The organism is Modestobacter sp. VKM Ac-2986 (genome assembly GCF_026967795.1).
Taxonomy (GTDB): domain Bacteria; phylum Actinomycetota; class Actinomycetes; order Mycobacteriales; family Geodermatophilaceae; genus Modestobacter.
In genome coordinates this window covers 133,786-150,209 of record NZ_JAPVBH010000004.1, presented here as the reverse complement: position 1 = coordinate 150,209, position 16,424 = coordinate 133,786, and the positions used below count along the sequence as shown (strand labels likewise).

Sequence of the window (16,424 nt, the reverse complement as noted above, 5' to 3'; positions counted from 1 at the left end):
GCGCCTACGCTGGTCGGGCCATGACCTACCTCGACCACGCGGCCACCACGCCGATGCTCCCCGTCGCGCTGGCGGCGATGACCGAGCAGCTGGCCCGGGTGGGGAACGCCTCCTCGCTGCACGCCAGTGGCCGCCAGGCCCGGCGGGTCGCCGAGCAGTCCCGCGAGCAGCTGGCCGCCGCACTGGGCGCCCGCCCCTCGGAGGTGCTGTTCACCGCCGGCGGCACCGAGGGCGACAACCTCGCCGTCAAGGGCCTGTACTGGGCGCGCCGGGCCGCCGACGACCGCCGCCGCCGGATCGTCACCAGCCCCGCCGAGCACCACGCCGTGCTCGACAGCGTCGAGTGGCTGGAGGCGCACGCCGGCGCCGAGGTCACCTGGCTGCCGGTCGACCCGACCGGCCGGGTCACCCCCGCGGCGCTCGCCGACGCCCTCGGCGACGGCTCGGACGTCGCCGTGGCCAGCGTCATGTGGGCCAACAACGAGATCGGCGCGGTCAGCGACGTGGCCGCCCTGGCCGCCGTCGCCCACGCCGTCGGCGTGCCGCTGCACACCGACGCGGTCCAGGCCGTGGGCCAGCTGCCGGTGGACTTCGCCGGCAGCGGCGTCGACGCCCTCACCCTCACCGGGCACAAGCTCGGCGGCCCGATGGGCGCCGGCGCGCTGCTGCTGCGCCGCGACGTCGAGTGCACCCCGCTGCTGCACGGCGGCGGCCAGGAGCGCGACGTCCGCTCCGGCACGCTGGACGTCGCCGCGATCGTCGGGCTGGCCGCGGCCGCCCGGGCCGCGGTCGACGACCGGGCCGAGCGCAGCGCGCGGGTGGCGGAGCTGCGCGACCGGCTGGTGGCCGGCGTGCTCGCCGAGGTCCCCGACGCGCAGCTCAACGGCCCCGCACTGGACGACGTCGTGGCCGGCGGGTCGGGGCGGCTGCCGGGCAACGCGCACCTGTCCTTCCCGGGTGCCGAGGGCGACGCGCTGCTGATGCTGCTCGACGCCCGCGGCATCGAGTGCTCCACCGGCTCGGCGTGCAGCGCCGGGGTCGCCCGGCCCAGCCACGTGCTGCTGGCCACCGGCGCCGACCCCGCGCGGGCGCGCAGCTCGCTGCGGATGAGCCTGGGCCACACCTCGACCGACGCCGACGTCGACGCGGTGCTCGCGGTGATCGCACCCGTCGTCGAGCGCGCCCGCCGGGCGGGTGCCCGGTGAGGGTCGTCGCCGCGATGAGCGGGGGAGTGGACTCCGCGGTCGCCGCCGCGCTGGCAGTCGAGGCCGGGCACGACGTGACCGGGGTGCACCTGGCGCTGTCCCCGGACCGCCAGCAGCTGCGCAGCGGCTCACGGGGCTGCTGCAGCGTGGAGGACTCCCACGACGCCCGCCGGGTGGCCGACGAGCTGGGCATCCCGTTCTACGTCTGGGACCTCGCCGACCGGTTCCGCGAGGACGTCGTCGAGGACTTCGTCGCCGAGTACGCCGCCGGCCGCACGCCCAACCCCTGCCTGCGCTGCAACGAGAAGATCAAGTTCTCCGCCGTGCTGGACCGGGCGCGGGCGCTGGGCTTCGACTCCGTCGTCACCGGCCACCACGCCCGGCTGGTCGACGGCGAGCTGCGCCGCTCGGTCGACACGGCCAAGGACCAGTCCTACGTGCTCGGCGTGCTCACGCGCCAGCAGTTGGCCCACGCGGTCTTCCCGCTGGGGGAGATGACCAAGGACCGGGTGCGCGAGATCGCCGCCGAGCGCGGCTTCGCGGTGGCCACCAAGCCCGACTCGCACGACATCTGCTTCATCTCCGACGGCGACACCCGCGGCTTCCTCGCCCGGCGGCTGGGTGAGCAGCCCGGCCCGGTGGTCGACGCCGCGACCGGGGCGACCGTGGGCACCCATGCCGGCGTCCACGGCTTCACCGTCGGCCAGCGCCGTGGCCTGGGCGTCACCGCCGGCGACCAGCGGCCGCGGTTCGTCCTCGGCATCGAGCCGGTCAGCCGCACGGTCACCATCGGCACCGCCGAGCAGGCCGAGGTCTCGGAGGTCGTCACCGCCGCGCCCAGCTGGACCGGCCCGGTGCCCGAGCTGCCCTTCCGCGGGCAGGTCCAGGTTCGCGCCCACGGGGCGGCGGTGCCCTGCGAGGTGACCGCGGCCGACGGTGGCGGCCTGCGGATCACGCTGGGGGAGCGGCAGCGCGGGGTGGCCCCGGGGCAGTCCGCAGTGCTCTACGCCCCCGACGCGCTGCGCGGTGACCGGGTGCTCGGCCAGGCGGCGGTCGCCGGCACCGCCTGACCCGGCTCAGGCGCGCCGGGTGCCGGACCGCGGCGGACCGGGCTGCGACGGCAGGCGGACCGGGGGCGCCTCGAGCAGGTCGGCGGCTCCACCCTGCTCCTGGCGGGTCCACGACGACCCCCTAGTCCCCGGAGCGTGGTCGTCGTTGCCGGCAGGTTAACGACAGTGGTCCATTCACAGCAGCCCCTTGGGCCACTCGCAGGGGGCGGTTAGCGTGCCGTGACGGATCGGTCCCGACCGGTCCACGCGCGCCCCGCCCTTCGGCGGAGCTCGTCAGCTCTGCGCAGCGGGCCGCCCTGGGGCCACCCTGCTGTCGCCTGTCCAGGAGGAATCTCCGTGCGCAGAACGCGCCTGTCCCTCGCAGCCCTGCTGATGGCGTCGTCCGCCGTCCTCGCGCTGCCCGCCGCCGCGTCGGCCGAGGTCGCGGCGGCGGCGGCGGCCGTCGTCCCGGACGTCCCCGTCCAGCTGATGACGTTCAACGACTTCCACGGCCGGATCAACCAGCCCGGGGGCAACGACGGCAAGGCGACGCTCCCCGGCGCCGACGGCGCCTACGGCACGGCCGACGACGAGAGCATCGCGGTCGGTGGCGCGGCGAGCCTGGCCGCCCACGTCGCCCGCACCCGCGAGCAGTTCGTCACCGACGGCGGCAGCGCCGACGGGTCGCTGCTCATCGGGCTCGGTGACCTGGTCGGCGCCTCGCCGTTCGAGTCCGCCGCCGTCCGCGACGAGTCGACCCTGGAGGTCATGAACGCCTTGGGCGTGGCCGTCTCCGTCGTCGGCAACCACGAGTTCGACCGCGGCACCGACGAGCTGCGGCGCATCTCCGGCGTCACCGACGGCGTCTCCACCGACGACGTCACGGCCTGCGAGGGCGTCGAGGTCGGCGTCACCGGCTGCTTCACCGACAGCACGGGCGAGCCCTTCGCCGGCACCGACTTCCCGTACCTGGCGGCCAACGTGGTCGACAAGGGCACCCGCGAGCCGATCCTCCCGCCCTACGCGGTGGTCGAGGCCGGCGGCGGCAGGTCCATCGCCTTCGTCGGCGTGGTCACCGACTCCACGCCGACGATCGTCTCCCCGACCGGGATCGCCGACGTCGACTTCCTCGACGAGGCCGAGTCGATCAACCGCTACGTCCCCGAGCTGCAGGCGCAGGGCGTCGAGGCGATCGTCGCGCTGGTCCACGAGGGCGGGGACAACACCGGGGAGGACGGTGCGGACCCGAACGGCTGCGACGAGCTCACCGGCTCCGTCGTCGACATCAACGCGGCCACCGATGCCGCGGTCGACCTGATCGTCAGTGCGCACAGCCACCAGGGCTACAACTGCATGCTCACCGACCCGGCGGGTCAGCCGCGGCTGGTCACGCAGGCCGAGTACTACGGCCGCATGATCACCGACGTCCGGCTGGTGCTGGACGGCGAGACCGGCGACGTCGACCGGCTCTGCGCGGACTACCGGGCGCAGAGCACCTACAACGTCCGCGACGCCGAGGACGCCGGGATCGCCGGCATCGTCGAGCACTGGACCGACCTGGCCGCCGAGGAGGGCGACCGGGTGGTCGGCTCCGCCACCGAGGCCATCGCGCGGCCCGGCGGTCTCGTCGACACCGACAACGACCCGAGCACCCCGCCGGTGTTCCGGGACGACCGCACGGCCGAGTCCGGCCTGGGCAACCTGGTCGCCCAGGCGCAGCTGGAGTCGGTGCAGGGCGACCCCGCCTACGGCGACCCGGTGATCGCGTTCATGAACCCCGGCGGGCTGCGGGCCGACATCGAGGCCGGCGACGTCACCTACGCCGACCTGTTCAACGTCCAGCCGTTCAGCAACACGGTCAACACGACCACGCTGACCGGTGCCGACGTCCGGGGCGTGCTGGAGCAGCAGTTCCAGCAGGTGTCGCCCGGCGCGACGACGGGGAACGGCCCGCGCAACAGCACCCTGCGCCTGGGCACCTCCGAGGGCCTCAGCTACCGCTACGACCTGAGCAAGCCCTACGGGCAGCGGATCGACCCCACGTCGATCACCGTCCTGGGCCAGCCCCTCGACCTGACCGCCGAGTACCGCGTGGCGGCCAACTCCTTCATCATCGGCGGCGGTGACGGCTTCACCGCCTTCACCAACGGCGACGAGCGCGGCATCGGGCCGGTCTCCGGCCCGGTCGACGTGGACAGCGCGGTCGCCTACTTCGAGACCAACTCCCCGGTCCCCGAGCCCGCTGCCGACCACGGGCAGGCGGCGACCTTCGACGCGCCGCCGCCGGCCGAGGGCCTGGACCAGGCCGTCGACCCGGTCGACCCGGTCGGTTCCGTGCCCGGGACCAGTGGTGCGCTCGGTGTCGCCGGTGCCGGCTTCGAGTGCCCGGTGCCCACCCCGCCGGGCGGCGAGGTGCCGCCCCCGGGTGGCCAGGTCCCGCCGCCGGTCGACCAGCCGGGCCCGCCCCCGGTCGAGCAGCCGGGCCCGCCGGTGCACCAGCCGGCACCGCCGGTGCACCAGCCCGCACCGCCGGTGCACCAGCCGGCCCCGCCGGTCGTGCACCCCGTCACGCAGCCGCGTCCGACGACCGGTGGTGGCGACCAGCTGGCCTACACCGGGGCCCCGGTCGGGTCGATGCTCGGCGTCGGTGGCGCCCTGCTGGCGGGCGGGGTCGCCCTGACGGCGGCGGGCTACCGTCGTCGCCGTGGCCTCGCCGACTGAAGAAGGACCTCGTCCTACTCACCCTTCGCAAGCTCAGGGTGAGCCTCTGAACCAGGCCGACGGGCCGGCCCCCGCAGTCTGGGGGCCGGCCTCCGGCGTCGGGTCGCTGCCCGGTACCGACCCGGTCGAGGCGGTGCGTCTGGTCGTCGGCGAGCTGCCGGAGCTCCCGCACCTGCCCGAGCTGCCCGGACGCGGCGCCGGTGCGGACATGCTGGGCCGGACGGCGGCGCTGCTGGTCGACATGGCGGTCGACCTCACGCCCGCCGGCTGGCGGCTCGTCCCGCGTCCGGGCAACGACCTGCGCCGGGCGCAGGAGATGCTCGACCGCGACCTCGACGCGCTCTTCGACGTCGCCGAGCGCTACGTGGGTCCGTTCAAGCTGCAGGTCGCCGGGCCGTGGACGCTGGCCGCCGGGCTCGAGCGCACCCGCGGCGACCGGGCCGTGGTCGACCCCGGTGCCCGACGCGACCTGGCCCAGTCGCTGGCCGAGGGCATCGCCGCGCACGTGACCGCCGTGTCCGCGCGGGTGCCGGGTGCCCGGGTCGTCGTCCAGCTCGACGAGCCGTCGGTCCCCGCCGTCCTGCAGGGCGGGCTCCCGACGATCAGCGGCTTCGGCAAGCTCTCCGCCGTCGAGTCGAACGTGGTCGAGGAGCAGCTCGCCGCACTGGTCGCCCGGGTTCCGGTGCCGGTAGCCGTGCACTGCTGCGCCAACCGGGCACCGCTGGACCTCTTCCGCGCCGCGGGCGCCGCCGGGCTCTCCTTCGACCTGGGCATGGTGCAGGACCTCGACGCCGTCGGGACCGCGGTCGAGGCCGGCACCCACCTGCTCCTCGGCGTCGTCCCCGGCACCGACACGACCCTGCCGGCGCCCAAGGCCACGGCCAGCCGGCTGCACGCCTGGTGGCGCGAGCTGGGCTTCCCCGCTGAGGACCTCCACTCCGCCGTCACGCTCACCCCGGCCTGCGGCCTGGCCGGCGCCAGCCCCGCCTACGCCCGCAAGGCGATGGCGCACGTCCGCGAGGCGGCCAGGTTCCTGCTCCCGGAGTGACCCTCATTCGAGGTGCCCGACCTCGCTGACCACTGGCGCGTTCCAGGTCGGAGCTCGCCGGCCCGTGGTCACCGCTGGGGCCGTCCGGCCGAGTGTCCGTCTCCCGGGAGGTCGATCCGGCCTGACGAGGACCTGTCAAGAGTGGCTGCACATCTGTGGACAGGTCTCTGACCTGGCCTTTCGTGTTGCCAGGACGTGTGTCGACCGGTACGGTTCGTACAGGTGTTCGAGTAGCGTCAGGGGGTGTCGTGAGCGAGTTGCGGTCGGCTCTCGACGCCCTGACGACGGAGGACCTGCACTCGCTGTCCGACGGTCAGGTGCTGAACCGGGCAGCTCTCCTGGCGCAGGTGGTCAACCGGGCCAGCGCCGAGCTGACGCGCACGGTGCGGCACGGAGAGCTGACGCAGGCCGCCGAGCACGACGGCATCAGGACGATGCGGTCGTGGCTGATCGGGCACGCCCGGCTGGCGCCCGCGGAGGCCTCGCGCATCGTGCGGTCAGGTCGCGCGTTGGAGCACTTCCCGGTGTTGGCGGCCGGGTTCGCCGACGGTGCGGTGACGGCGGCGCAGGTGGACGTGGTGGCGGCGAAGGTCGGGCCGGTGGAGCTGGCCAGGGCGGCCGAGCAGGGCATCGACCTGGCGCCGTTCGACGAGGCCTGGACGACCGTGGCGGCGGAGGCGTCGCACCAGACGCTGGTGGCGGCGGTGCAGGCGTTCGAGGCTGCGCTGGACCCGGACGGCACGGAGCCGGACCCGACCGAGGGACGCCGGCTGTCGATCGCCAGGCACGCCGATGGCAGCGTCACCGGCCGCTTCGACCTCGACGCGGTGGGCGGGGAGAAGGTGCAGGCCGCGATCGAGTCGATCGTGCAGGCCGGCCGCCCGAAGGGTGATGAGCGCACCCGCGCCCAGCAGAACGCCGACGCGCTCGTGCAGCTGTGCGACAACCAGCTGGCCACCGGTGACCTGCCGACGCTGCGCACGGTCAAGCCGCACGTCGTGGTGACCGTCGACCTGGAGGACCTGGTCGACCCCACCACCGGCCCGGACGCCGCGCGGACGGGCTTCGGCGCCACGCTGTCGGCAGCCCGGGCCCGCTGGGTGGCGTGCGACTCGACCATCACCCGGATCGTGCTCGGCCCCGACGGGCTCCCGCTGGACGTCGGCCGCACCCACCGGGTGGTCCCGCCACACCTGCGCCGGGCGGTCGAGCAGCGGGACCGGCACTGCGTGTTCGCCGGTTGTGGATCGCCGACGCACTGGTGCGACGTCCACCACCTCGTCGAGTGGGTCAACGGCGGGGAGACCAGCCTCGACAACTCGGCGTTGCTCTGCGAACGCCACCACACCAAGGTCCACCACGGGTTCCGCGTGCAACGCGACGACGCTGCGCCACCGGGGCATCGGTGGCGCACTTGGAGACCCGACGGCACCGAGATCCTGATCGGACCACCGCTGTAGCGGGCTACAGCTCGTCGCCGTCCCAGTCGGCGTCCAGGACGCGGGCGAGTGGAGTCACGTCGGGGTGCAGTCGCGCGCGTAGGCACTCGGCGTGCGTGAAGAACTGTTGCTCCGCTGCTCGGGCCCGGGCGTGCGCCAGCGCGCGACGACGATGAGCGCGCAGGGGTCGACCGGGCCGCCCTCGACCCCCCCACCGCAGAACGCGCACATCACCGACCTCGACACGGCGCGCATCGTCGCACCGGCGAGTAGCTCGCGGAGGCGGCAGACCCCGCGCGAGCGAACCGGGCTCGGGGTCCGGTTGGCTGTCGTACCTGCCGGATACCGTGCCCACCGTGACCAGCGCGGACCAGGTGGAGCAGGAAGCCGTCGGCGGACCCGACCAGCCCGCGGTCGAGGCCGCCGTCGACCGGAAGGACCTCACCGAGGTCCCCGACGACGCGCGCACCCGGCACCGCGACCTCGCCGAGGAGCTGGACCGGTACGCGTTCGCCTACTACGTGCAGGACGCGCCGCTGGTCAGCGACGGCCAGTACGACGAGCGGATGGCCGAGCTCAAGGAGCTGGAGGCCGCGCACCCGGCGCTGGTCACCCCCGACTCGCCGAGCCAGAAGGTCAACGGCGGGTTCGGTGCCACCTTCGCCCCGGTCACCCACCCCGAGCGCATGCAGAGCCTGGACAACGTCTTCAGCTCCGACGAGCTGTCGGCCTGGGCCGCCCGCGCCGAGCGGGACGGCGCCACCGGTGCCGGCTGGCTGTGCGAGCTGAAGGTCGACGGCCTGGCCATCGACCTGGTCTACGAGAACGGCCGGCTCACCGGCGCGGCCACCCGCGGCGACGGCGTCACCGGCGAGGACGTCACCGCCAACGTGCGCACCCTCGCCGTCGTCCCGCAGCAGCTCACCGGCGACGACGTCCCGGACTTCCTCGAAGTGCGGGGCGAGGTCTACTTCCCGGTCGCCGCGTTCGCCGAGGTCAACGCCGGGCTGGTCGAGGCCGGCAAGGCCCCGTTCGCCAACCCGCGCAACGCCGCCGCCGGCTCACTGCGGCAGAAGGACGCCCGCGAGACCGCCAAGCGCCCGCTGAGCATGGTCGTCCACGGCCTGGGCGCCCGCCGCGGCTTCGAGCCGGCCACCCAGTCCGCGGCCTACGAGCAGCTGGCGGCCTGGGGCCTGCCCACCAGCTCCCGCTACGAGGTGGTCGCGGACCTCCCCGCCGTCTGGGCCTACATCGAGCGCTACCGCGAGGCGCGGCACTCGGTCGAGCACGAGATCGACGGCGTCGTGGTCAAGGTCGACCAGGTCTCCCTGCAGCGCCGGCTGGGCTCCACCAGCCGCGCCCCGCGCTGGGCGATCGCCTTCAAGTACCCGCCGGAGGAGGCCACCACCAAGCTCCTCGACATCAAGGTCAACGTCGGCCGCACCGGCCGGGTGACGCCCTTCGCGTACATGGAGCCGGTCAAGGTCGCCGGCTCCACCGTGGGCCTGGCCACCCTGCACAACGCCAGCGAGGTCAAGCGCAAGGGCGTGCTGATCGGCGACACCGTCGTCATCCGCAAGGCCGGCGACGTGATCCCCGAGGTGCTCGGCCCGGTGGTCGCCGCCCGCGACGGGTCCGAGCACGAGTTCGTCTTCCCCACGCACTGCCCCGAGTGCGGCACGGAGCTGCGCCCGGAGAAGGAGGGCGACGCCGACATCCGGTGCCCCAACGCCCGGTCCTGCCCCGCCCAGCTGCGCGAGCGCGTCTTCCACGTCGCCGGCCGCGGCGCGTTCGACATCGAGGTGCTCGGCTACGAGGCGGCGATCGCCCTGCTCGCCGAGCACCTGCTCACCGACGAGGGCGACGTCTTCTCCCTCGACGAGGAGGCGCTGCGCCGCACCGCCTTCTTCACCAAGAAGGACGGCACGCTCTCCGCCAACGGCGGGCGGCTGCTGGCCAACCTGCAGACGCGCAAGGACGTGCCGCTGTGGCGGGTCCTGGTCGCGTTGTCCATCCGGCACGTCGGGCCCACCGCGGCACAGGCGCTGGCCCGGGAGTTCCGCTCCATCGACCGGCTGATGGCCGCGAGCCAGGAGGAGCTGGCCGCGGCCGAGGGCGTGGGCCCGACCATCGCCACCGCGGTCCGCGACTGGTTCGCCGTCGACTGGCACCGCGACGTGGTGGAGAAGTGGCGCCAGGCCGGCGTGCGGATGGCCGACGCCGACGTCGACGACGCCCCCGGACCGCTCACCGGCGTCACGGTCGTGGTCACCGGTTCGCTGCGCGACCACAGCCGTGACGAGGCCATCGCCGCCATCCAGGAGCGCGGCGGCAAGGTGACCAGCGGGGTGTCGAAGAAGACCGGCTTCGTCGTCGTCGGTGCCGACCCCGGCAGCAAGTACGACAAGGCCGTGCAGGTCAAGGCGCCGATCCTGGACGACGACGGCTTCACGGTCCTGCTGGACCAGGGGCCGGACGCCGCCCGGGAGGTCGCGACCATCGGCGACGGCACCGAACCGGCGGAGCCGGAGGTGGCTGCCGAGCCCACCCCGAAGCCGAAGCGGGCGCCGCGGTCGCGCACGAAGCCGCCCGCAGAGGCCGCCGAGCCGGACGCCGCCGAGCCGGTGAGTCAGGCCGACGAGCCCGCCGCGGACGAGCCGGCGCCGGAGGGCTGACGGCCCCGCTGCAGGGCCCGCCGCGAGCGTGTGAGCGGTGGGCGGCAGCGGGGTCCTCCCTCAGGCCGGTGGCAGCCGGGCGACGGTGGCGGCCAGGCCGGTGAGGTGGGCCAGCCGCAGCAGCTCCGACCGGCGGAACGCCGGACCGCCGGACCGGCCCAGCAGCACCGCGGTGCCGTCGGGGTCCAGCGGGGCGGCCATCATCTCCACGGCCATCTCCTGCCAGCGCAGCGGCACCCAGTCGGCGTCGCTGGGCAGCAGCAGGGGAGTGGTCAGCGGCAGCCAGGGCAGCGGCACGCCGTCCAGTGCGGGCGCGGCGTCGGAGGCGGCCAGCACGGTCAGGTCCGCCGACGTCCCGGCGAGCACCACCGCCCAGCCGCTGCGGAACACCCGGGGCAGCTCGGCGGCCAGCACCTTCGCCGTCCCGACCCCGGCCGGGGCGAGGGCCTCGAGCAGGTCGAGCTCGCGGTGGGTGTCCATCGGGCCGGCGAACGGGCGCAGCGACTCCACCTGGACGCCGGGCACGGCGGTCGCTGCGGTGATCAGGCTGTCGGCCACCCGGTCGAGGGGCAGCTCGACGACGATGTCGTCCACGGCCACGCCGTTGCCGCGCTCCAGGACGTCGACGGACACGATGTCGATCCCGGCGTCGCCGAGCGCGGTGGCGACGGCGCCGAGGGTGCCGGGCCGGTCGGGCACGACCAGCCGCAAGAGGTAGGACACGGATCTCCTCCGGGTGCGCCTGCTGAGCGGGCCGATCGGCGTCGATCGTGGACGGGAGGAGCCTCCCGCATCCGGGGGGCCTGTGGCGAACACCGGCGCGCGGCCGGGGCAGCGACCTGCCCCACGTACAGTTGACACGAGGTCTGCGGCGCAGGTCGCAGCAGCACGACGTCGACGAAGTGAGGTCCCCCAGCTTTGAGCAGCATCTCCCGGGACGACGTGGCGCACCTCGCCCGTCTGGCCCGTCTGGCGGTCACCGACGAGGAGCTGGACCGGTTCGCCGGGCAGCTGGACCAGGTGCTGGCCGCCGTGGCGCGGGTCGGTGAGGCCGCGGTGGCCGACGTGCCGCCGATGTCGCACGCCGTCCCGCTGACCAACGTGCTGCGCCCCGACGTGGTGACCCCGAGCCTGTCCCGCGACGTCGTGCTGGCCGGTGCCCCCGCCGCCGAGGACGACCGCTTCCGCGTGCCGCGCATCCTGGGGGACGCCGAGTGAGCAGCGCCGAGAACGACCCGCGAGCGAGCATCGCAGGGAGCGCCAGCGACCGAGGAGCGGAACGAGCGGGGAGTCGAGCAGTGGGCTCAGACCTGACGACCACCGACGTCGCGGGTCTGTCCCGGCTGCTCTCCGCCGGCGAGGTGAGCGCGGTCGAGGTGACCCGCGCGCACCTGGACCGCATCGCCGCCGAGGACGGCGCCCTGGGCGCCTACCTGCACGTCGAGGCCGAGGCTGCGCTCGCCGGTGCCACCGCGATCGACGAGGCCCGGGCCCGCGGCGACGAGCTGGGCCCGCTGGCCGGTGTGCCCGTGGCGCTCAAGGACCTCGTCGTCACCGAGGGCGTGCCGACCACCAGCGGCTCGAGGATCCTCGAGGGCTGGCGCCCGCCGTACAGCGCCACCCTCGCCACCCGGCTGGCCGAGGCCGGCACGGTCCTGCTGGGCAAGACCAACATGGACGAGTTCGCGATGGGCTCCTCCACCGAGAACTCCGCCTACCAGGTCACCCGCAACCCCTGGGACCGCGACCGGATCCCGGGCGGCTCGTCCGGCGGGTCGTCCGCCGCGGTCGCCGGGCACCTCGCGCCCTGGTCGATCGGCACCGACACCGGCGGCTCCATCCGCCAGCCGGCCGCCGTGACCGGGCTGGTCGGGCACAAGCCCACCTACGGCTCGGTGTCCCGCTACGGCCTCATCGCCTTCTCCTCCAGCCTCGACCAGGCCGGCCCGATGGCGCGCACGGTGCTCGACGCCGCGCTGATGCACGAGGTCATCGGCGGCCACGACCCGCGCGACTCCACCAGCATCGACAGCCCCCTCACCGGGCTGGCCGACGCCGCCCGGGCCGGTGCCGCGGGCGACCTGCGCGGCGTCCGGGTCGGCGTCGTCCGCGAGCTCGGCGGCGACGGGCACACCGAGGGCTACGAGGACGGCGTCCTGGCCCGCACCCGCGAGGCGGTCGAGCTGCTGGCCGGCCTGGGTGCCGAGGTCGTCGAGGTCTCCTGCCCGTCCTTCGACCTGGCGCTGCCGGCCTACTACCTGATCGCCCCCAGCGAGGCCTCGTCGAACCTGTCCCGCTACGAGGGCGTCCGGTTCGGCCTGCGGGTCGGCGACGACGGCAGCCACGACCTCGACGAGGTCATGGCCCTGACCCGCGAGCAGGGCTTCGGGCCCGAGGTCAAGCGGCGGATCATCCTGGGCACCTACGCGCTGTCCAGCGGGCTCTACGACGCCTACTACGCGCAGGCGCAGAAGGTGCGCACGCTGATCACCCGCGACTTCACCGCCGCCTTCACCGGCGTCGACGTGCTGGTCAGCCCCACCACCCCGACGGTCGCCTTCCCGATCGGCTCCCGCGTCGAGGACCCGATCGCGATGTACGCCGCCGACCTGTGCACCCTGCCGGCCAGCCTCGCCGGCCTGCCGGCCATCTCGGTGCCCAGCGGGCTGTCCGAGGGCCTGCCCGTCGGCTTCCAGGTCATGGCCCCCGCGCTCGCCGACGACCGCTGCTACCGGGTCGCCGCCGCACTCGAGGCCGCCCAGGACGCCGCCCGTGGGCACCGGCTCCTCGACGAGCTGCCCGCATGACCGGCCCGCTGAAGGCAGCCTGGGCCCTGGTCCTCTTCGTCGTCGTCGTCGGCATCGTCGGCTGGGCCACCAGCGGCCGCGCCGTCTTCGCCGTCTTCATCGTCCTCGGCGTGCTGACCGGCGGGGCGGCGCTCGTCGCCTTCCGCTCCACGCCGTCCGGCCCGTCCTCTGCTGAGGAGCGCAAGTGAGCACCGCTGACCGCCTCGTCGACTACGACGAGCTGCTGACCCGCTACGAGCCCGTCATCGGCCTGGAGACCCACGTCGAGCTGGGCACCGCCTCGAAGATGTTCTGCGGCTGCTCGACCACCTTCGGCGCCGAGCCCAACACCCAGACCTGCCCGGTGTGCCTGGGCATGCCCGGGTCGCTGCCGGTGGCCAACGCCGCCGCGGTGGAGTCGACCATCCAGATCGGCCTCGCGCTGGGCTGCAGCATCGCCAGCTGGTCGCGGTTCGCGCGGAAGAACTACTTCTACCCCGACATCCCCAAGGGCTACCAGACCAGCCAGTTCGACGAGCCGCTGTGCGTCGACGGGCACCTGGACGTCGAGGTGGACGGGAAGACCTACCGGGTCGAGGTCGAGCGGGTGCACCTGGAGGAGGACACCGGCAAGAACCTGCACGTCGGTGGCGCCACCGGCCGCATCCACGGCGCCGACCACTCGCTGGTCGACTTCAACCGGGCCGGCATTCCGCTGGTGGAGATCGTCACCCGCCCGGTGCCCGGCGCCGGCGCGCTTGCCCCCGAGGTGGCCCGCGCCTACGTCACCGAGCTGCGCGAGATCGTGCAGGCCCTCGGCGCCTCCGACGTCCGCATGGAGCAGGGCAGCCTGCGCTGCGACGTCAACATCTCGCTCAACCCCACCGGCGCCACGGAGCTCGGCACCCGCACCGAGACCAAGAACGTCAACTCGCTGCGCTCGGTCGAGCGGGCCGTGCGGTTCGAGATGCGCCGCCAGGCCGCCGTCCTCGACGAGGGCGGCCGCGTGGTGCAGGAGACGCGGCACTTCCACGAGGACACCGGCACCACCTCCTCCGGGCGCAGCAAGGAGGAGGCGACCGACTACCGGTACTTCCCCGAGCCCGACCTCGTGCCGCTGGCCCCCGACGCCGACTGGATCGAGACGCTGCGCGCCGGCCTGCCCGAGCTGCCGGCCGCCCGCCGGGCCCGGCTGCAGGAGGAGTGGGGCATCTCCGGCACCGAGATGACCTGGCTGGCCAACGCCGGTGCCCTGGGCCTGGTCGAGCAGACCGTCGCCGCCGGTGCAGCCCCGGGCGACGCCCGCAAGTGGTGGCTGGGCGACCTGGCCCGCCGCGCCAACGACACCGCCGTGGAGCTGGCCGAGCTGGCCGTCACCCCCGTGCAGGTGGCGCAGCTGTGCGGGCTGGTCAGCGCGGGCACGATCAACGACAAGCTCGCCCGGCAGGTGCTCGACGGCGTGCTGGCCGGCCAGGGCGACCCGGCGCAGGTCGTGGAGGCCCAGGGCCTGGCCGTGATGGGGGAGTCCGACGAGCTGGTGGCCGCGGTCGAGGCCGCGATCGCCGGCGCCCCCGACGTCATCGCCAAGGTGCAGTCGGGCAAGGTCGCCGCACTCGGCGCGCTCGTGGGTGCGGTCATGAAGACCACCCGCGGCAAGGCCGATGCCCCGACCGTGAAGCGGATGCTGGAGGAACGGGTGCTGGGCTCCTAGCCTGGCCCGGTGGCCCTGCCCACCGTCGTCCTGCGTCCGCTCACCCGGGCCGACCTCCCGCTGCTCGGCCGCTGGCTGGCCGAGCCGCTGGTGGCCCGGTGGTGGGCGCACGACAGCAGCCCGGAGGCGGTCGAGCGGGACTTCGGTCCCAGCCTCGACGGCGAGGACGTCACCGCGCTGTACGTCGGTGAGGTGGCCGGGCGGCCGGTCGGGCTGGTGCAGGTCTACCCGATCGAGGCCTACCCCGAGTACGTCGAGGAGCTGGCCCCGGTCTGCGAGGTGCCTCCCGGCGCGCTGAGCATCGACTACCTCCTCGGGGAACCCGACGCGCGGGGCCAGGGCATCGGGACGGCGCTGATCGCCGCGGCCGTGGCCCGGGGGTTCGCCGACCACCCGGGGGCCTCCGACGTGCTCGTGCCGGTGGCGGTGGGCAACGTCGCGTCCTGGCGGGCGCTGCAGCGAGCCGGGGCCACCTGGTACGCGGCCGGCGACATGACCCCGGACAACCCGGTCGACCCGCTCGATCACGTCGTCCACCGCTTCACCCGCCCGGCCCTCCCGTAGCGGCCGGCGGGCCCTCCTTCAGAGCGGGGAGCTGGCGCCGCCGGCCGGCGGCAGGATGCGCAGCACCCGGTCGTCGTCCTCGGCCGGGGTGCCGATGCCGTCCTCGTTGGACGTGGTGATCCACAGCGCCCCGTCGCCGCCGAGGACGACGGTGCGCAGCCGCCCGTACTGGCCCTGCAGGAACGGGGTCGGCTCGCCGACCGGGGCGCCGGTGCCGTCGAGCTCGACGACGTGCACCCGCTCCCCGTCCAGGGCGCCGAGGAAGACGTAGGGACCGGTGACGGCACAGCCGGCCAGGCCCGCGTCGGCCGCGGCGATCTCGATCACCGGGCCGGCGGTCGCGAGGTCCCGGCCGTCGGCCAGGACCTCCAGCTCGTCGGGGGCGTCGCCGTCGGGGTCGACGGCGAACACCGGGCTCACGCCGTCGGAGCACAGCGCGGTGACGTCGCGGTGCCCGCTGGTGAAGACCGGCCCGGCGCCCACCGGCTGGCCGAACACGTCGACGGCGAGCACCTTGCCGGCCAGGGACGCCGGGTCCGCGGCCAGCGCCGGGTCGCCGACGTCGCCGGTGCCCACGTACAGCGTGCCGTCGGCCCCGAACAGCAGCCCGCCGCCGTTGTGCTGCTCGCCGTGCGGGATGCCGGTCAGCACCGGGTTCGGGACGCCGCCCGCCGGGAAGCGGACCACCCGGTTGTCCGTGGCCGTGGACACGTAGGCGTAGTACAGGCCGTCCTCGGTGAACGTCGGCGAGATCGCCAGCCCGAGCAGGCCGCCGTCGCCGGCGGTGTCGATGCCCGGCACCGTCATCAGCTCGCGGGCGGGGGAGCGGTCGGGGAACACCTGCAGCAGCCGGCCGGTGTCCCGCTCCCCGACGACCGCCGTCCCGTCGGGGAGCACGACCAGCCCGGTGGGCACGGCCAGGTCGGTCGCGACCACGTTCGGGTCGCCCTCGGACTTCTCGCCGCCGGGGGAGCCGGGCGCGGGCGGTGCGGGGATGCTGTTGCCCTCCGGCGGCGGCGCCACCTGGGGCGGCTGCCCCTGCGGCAGCTCGCGGAACGGCCCGGCGGGTTCGTAGCCGTCCCCGCCGCAGCCGGCGAGCAGCAGGCAGCCCACCGCGACCGCGGCCAGCCGCCGGGCCCCGGGTGCCGTGCTCCGCCGTCCCACCGGCCCACAGTACGACGGGCGGCGCGCACCACCGGGTGCCCCGGCAGGTGGCGGGCGGCGTC

At 74.8% G+C, this 16,424-nt stretch carries 14 protein-coding genes; 11 read left to right on the top strand and 3 right to left on the bottom strand.

Annotated features, from left to right (window positions below; translation table 11 throughout):
* The first annotated feature begins 20 nt into the window (after positions 1-20).
* The 5 genes from O2W14_RS11875 (at position 21) to O2W14_RS11855 (ending at position 7,483) form a co-directional block, all read left to right on the top strand.
* A complete protein-coding gene (locus tag O2W14_RS11875; RefSeq protein ID WP_269176304.1) occupies positions 21-1,205 on the top strand; it encodes a cysteine desulfurase family protein in 1,185 nt (394 codons plus the stop codon).
* Positions 1,202-2,275 (top strand): tRNA 2-thiouridine(34) synthase MnmA, encoded by a 1,074-nt coding sequence (gene mnmA / locus O2W14_RS11870; RefSeq protein ID WP_269176303.1) that lies wholly within the window; start codon positions 1,202-1,204, stop codon positions 2,273-2,275. The genes O2W14_RS11875 and mnmA overlap by 4 nt, the downstream gene beginning before the upstream one ends.
* Before the next feature lie 336 nt (positions 2,276-2,611).
* The gene (locus O2W14_RS11865; protein ID WP_269176302.1) at positions 2,612-4,975 is read left to right on the top strand and encodes a bifunctional metallophosphatase/5'-nucleotidase; all 2,364 of its coding nucleotides are present in this window, start codon (positions 2,612-2,614) and stop codon (positions 4,973-4,975) included.
* The gene (locus tag O2W14_RS11860; RefSeq protein WP_269176301.1) at positions 4,959-6,023 is read left to right on the top strand and encodes a methionine synthase; all 1,065 of its coding nucleotides are present in this window, start codon (positions 4,959-4,961) and stop codon (positions 6,021-6,023) included. The genes O2W14_RS11865 and O2W14_RS11860 overlap by 17 nt, the downstream gene beginning before the upstream one ends.
* A 248-nt stretch (positions 6,024-6,271) precedes the next feature.
* Positions 6,272-7,483 carry an HNH endonuclease signature motif containing protein gene (locus tag O2W14_RS11855; protein WP_269176300.1) on the top strand — a complete coding sequence of 404 codons (1,212 nt, stop codon included), beginning with the start codon at positions 6,272-6,274 and terminating at the stop codon, positions 7,481-7,483.
* Positions 7,484-7,537: 54 nt separating this feature from the next.
* Here the strand turns inward: O2W14_RS11855 and O2W14_RS11850 are convergent, their stop codons facing one another.
* On the bottom strand, positions 7,538-7,708 hold the full coding sequence (locus O2W14_RS11850) for a hypothetical protein (protein WP_269176299.1): 171 nt from the start codon (positions 7,706-7,708) through the stop codon (positions 7,538-7,540).
* Between the two features lie 110 nt (positions 7,709-7,818).
* Here O2W14_RS11850 and ligA point away from each other — a divergent pair, with 110 nt between their 5' ends.
* Positions 7,819-10,137 (top strand): NAD-dependent DNA ligase LigA, encoded by a 2,319-nt coding sequence (gene ligA, locus O2W14_RS11845; protein ID WP_269176298.1) that lies wholly within the window; start codon positions 7,819-7,821, stop codon positions 10,135-10,137.
* A 60-nt stretch (positions 10,138-10,197) separates the two neighbouring features.
* Here ligA and O2W14_RS11840 read toward each other — a convergent pair whose 3' ends face one another.
* On the bottom strand, positions 10,198-10,860 hold the full coding sequence (locus O2W14_RS11840) for an ACT domain-containing protein (RefSeq protein ID WP_269176297.1): 663 nt from the start codon (positions 10,858-10,860) through the stop codon (positions 10,198-10,200).
* Positions 10,861-11,055: 195 nt separating this feature from the next.
* On the opposite strand from O2W14_RS11840, the gene gatC reads away from it, so the two are divergent.
* The 5 genes from gatC to O2W14_RS11815 all read left to right on the top strand — a co-directional run bounded on the left by gatC (position 11,056) and on the right by O2W14_RS11815 (position 15,198).
* Positions 11,056-11,355 (top strand): Asp-tRNA(Asn)/Glu-tRNA(Gln) amidotransferase subunit GatC, encoded by a 300-nt coding sequence (gene gatC, locus O2W14_RS11835; RefSeq protein WP_269176296.1) that lies wholly within the window; start codon positions 11,056-11,058, stop codon positions 11,353-11,355.
* Between the two features lie 80 nt (positions 11,356-11,435).
* Positions 11,436-12,944, top strand: a complete 1,509-nt coding sequence (gatA, locus tag O2W14_RS11830) for an Asp-tRNA(Asn)/Glu-tRNA(Gln) amidotransferase subunit GatA (protein ID WP_269176295.1) — start codon at positions 11,436-11,438, stop codon at positions 12,942-12,944.
* On the top strand, positions 12,941-13,132 hold the full coding sequence (locus O2W14_RS11825; RefSeq protein ID WP_269176294.1) for a hypothetical protein: 192 nt from the start codon (positions 12,941-12,943) through the stop codon (positions 13,130-13,132). The genes gatA and O2W14_RS11825 overlap by 4 nt, the downstream gene beginning before the upstream one ends.
* Positions 13,129-14,634: an Asp-tRNA(Asn)/Glu-tRNA(Gln) amidotransferase subunit GatB gene (gene gatB, locus O2W14_RS11820; protein ID WP_269176293.1), complete on the top strand. Its 1,506-nt coding sequence runs from the start codon at positions 13,129-13,131 to the stop codon at positions 14,632-14,634. Before O2W14_RS11825 ends, gatB begins: the two co-directional genes overlap by 4 nt.
* Positions 14,635-14,643: 9 nt before the next feature.
* Entirely contained in the window at positions 14,644-15,198 is a 555-nt protein-coding gene (locus O2W14_RS11815) for a GNAT family N-acetyltransferase (protein ID WP_269176292.1), read from the top strand.
* Between the two features lie 18 nt (positions 15,199-15,216).
* Here O2W14_RS11815 and O2W14_RS11810 read toward each other — a convergent pair whose 3' ends face one another.
* Positions 15,217-16,362, bottom strand: coding sequence for a PQQ-dependent sugar dehydrogenase (locus tag O2W14_RS11810; protein ID WP_269176291.1), 1,146 nt, complete (start codon positions 16,360-16,362; stop codon positions 15,217-15,219).
* Positions 16,363-16,424 lie beyond the last annotated feature (62 nt).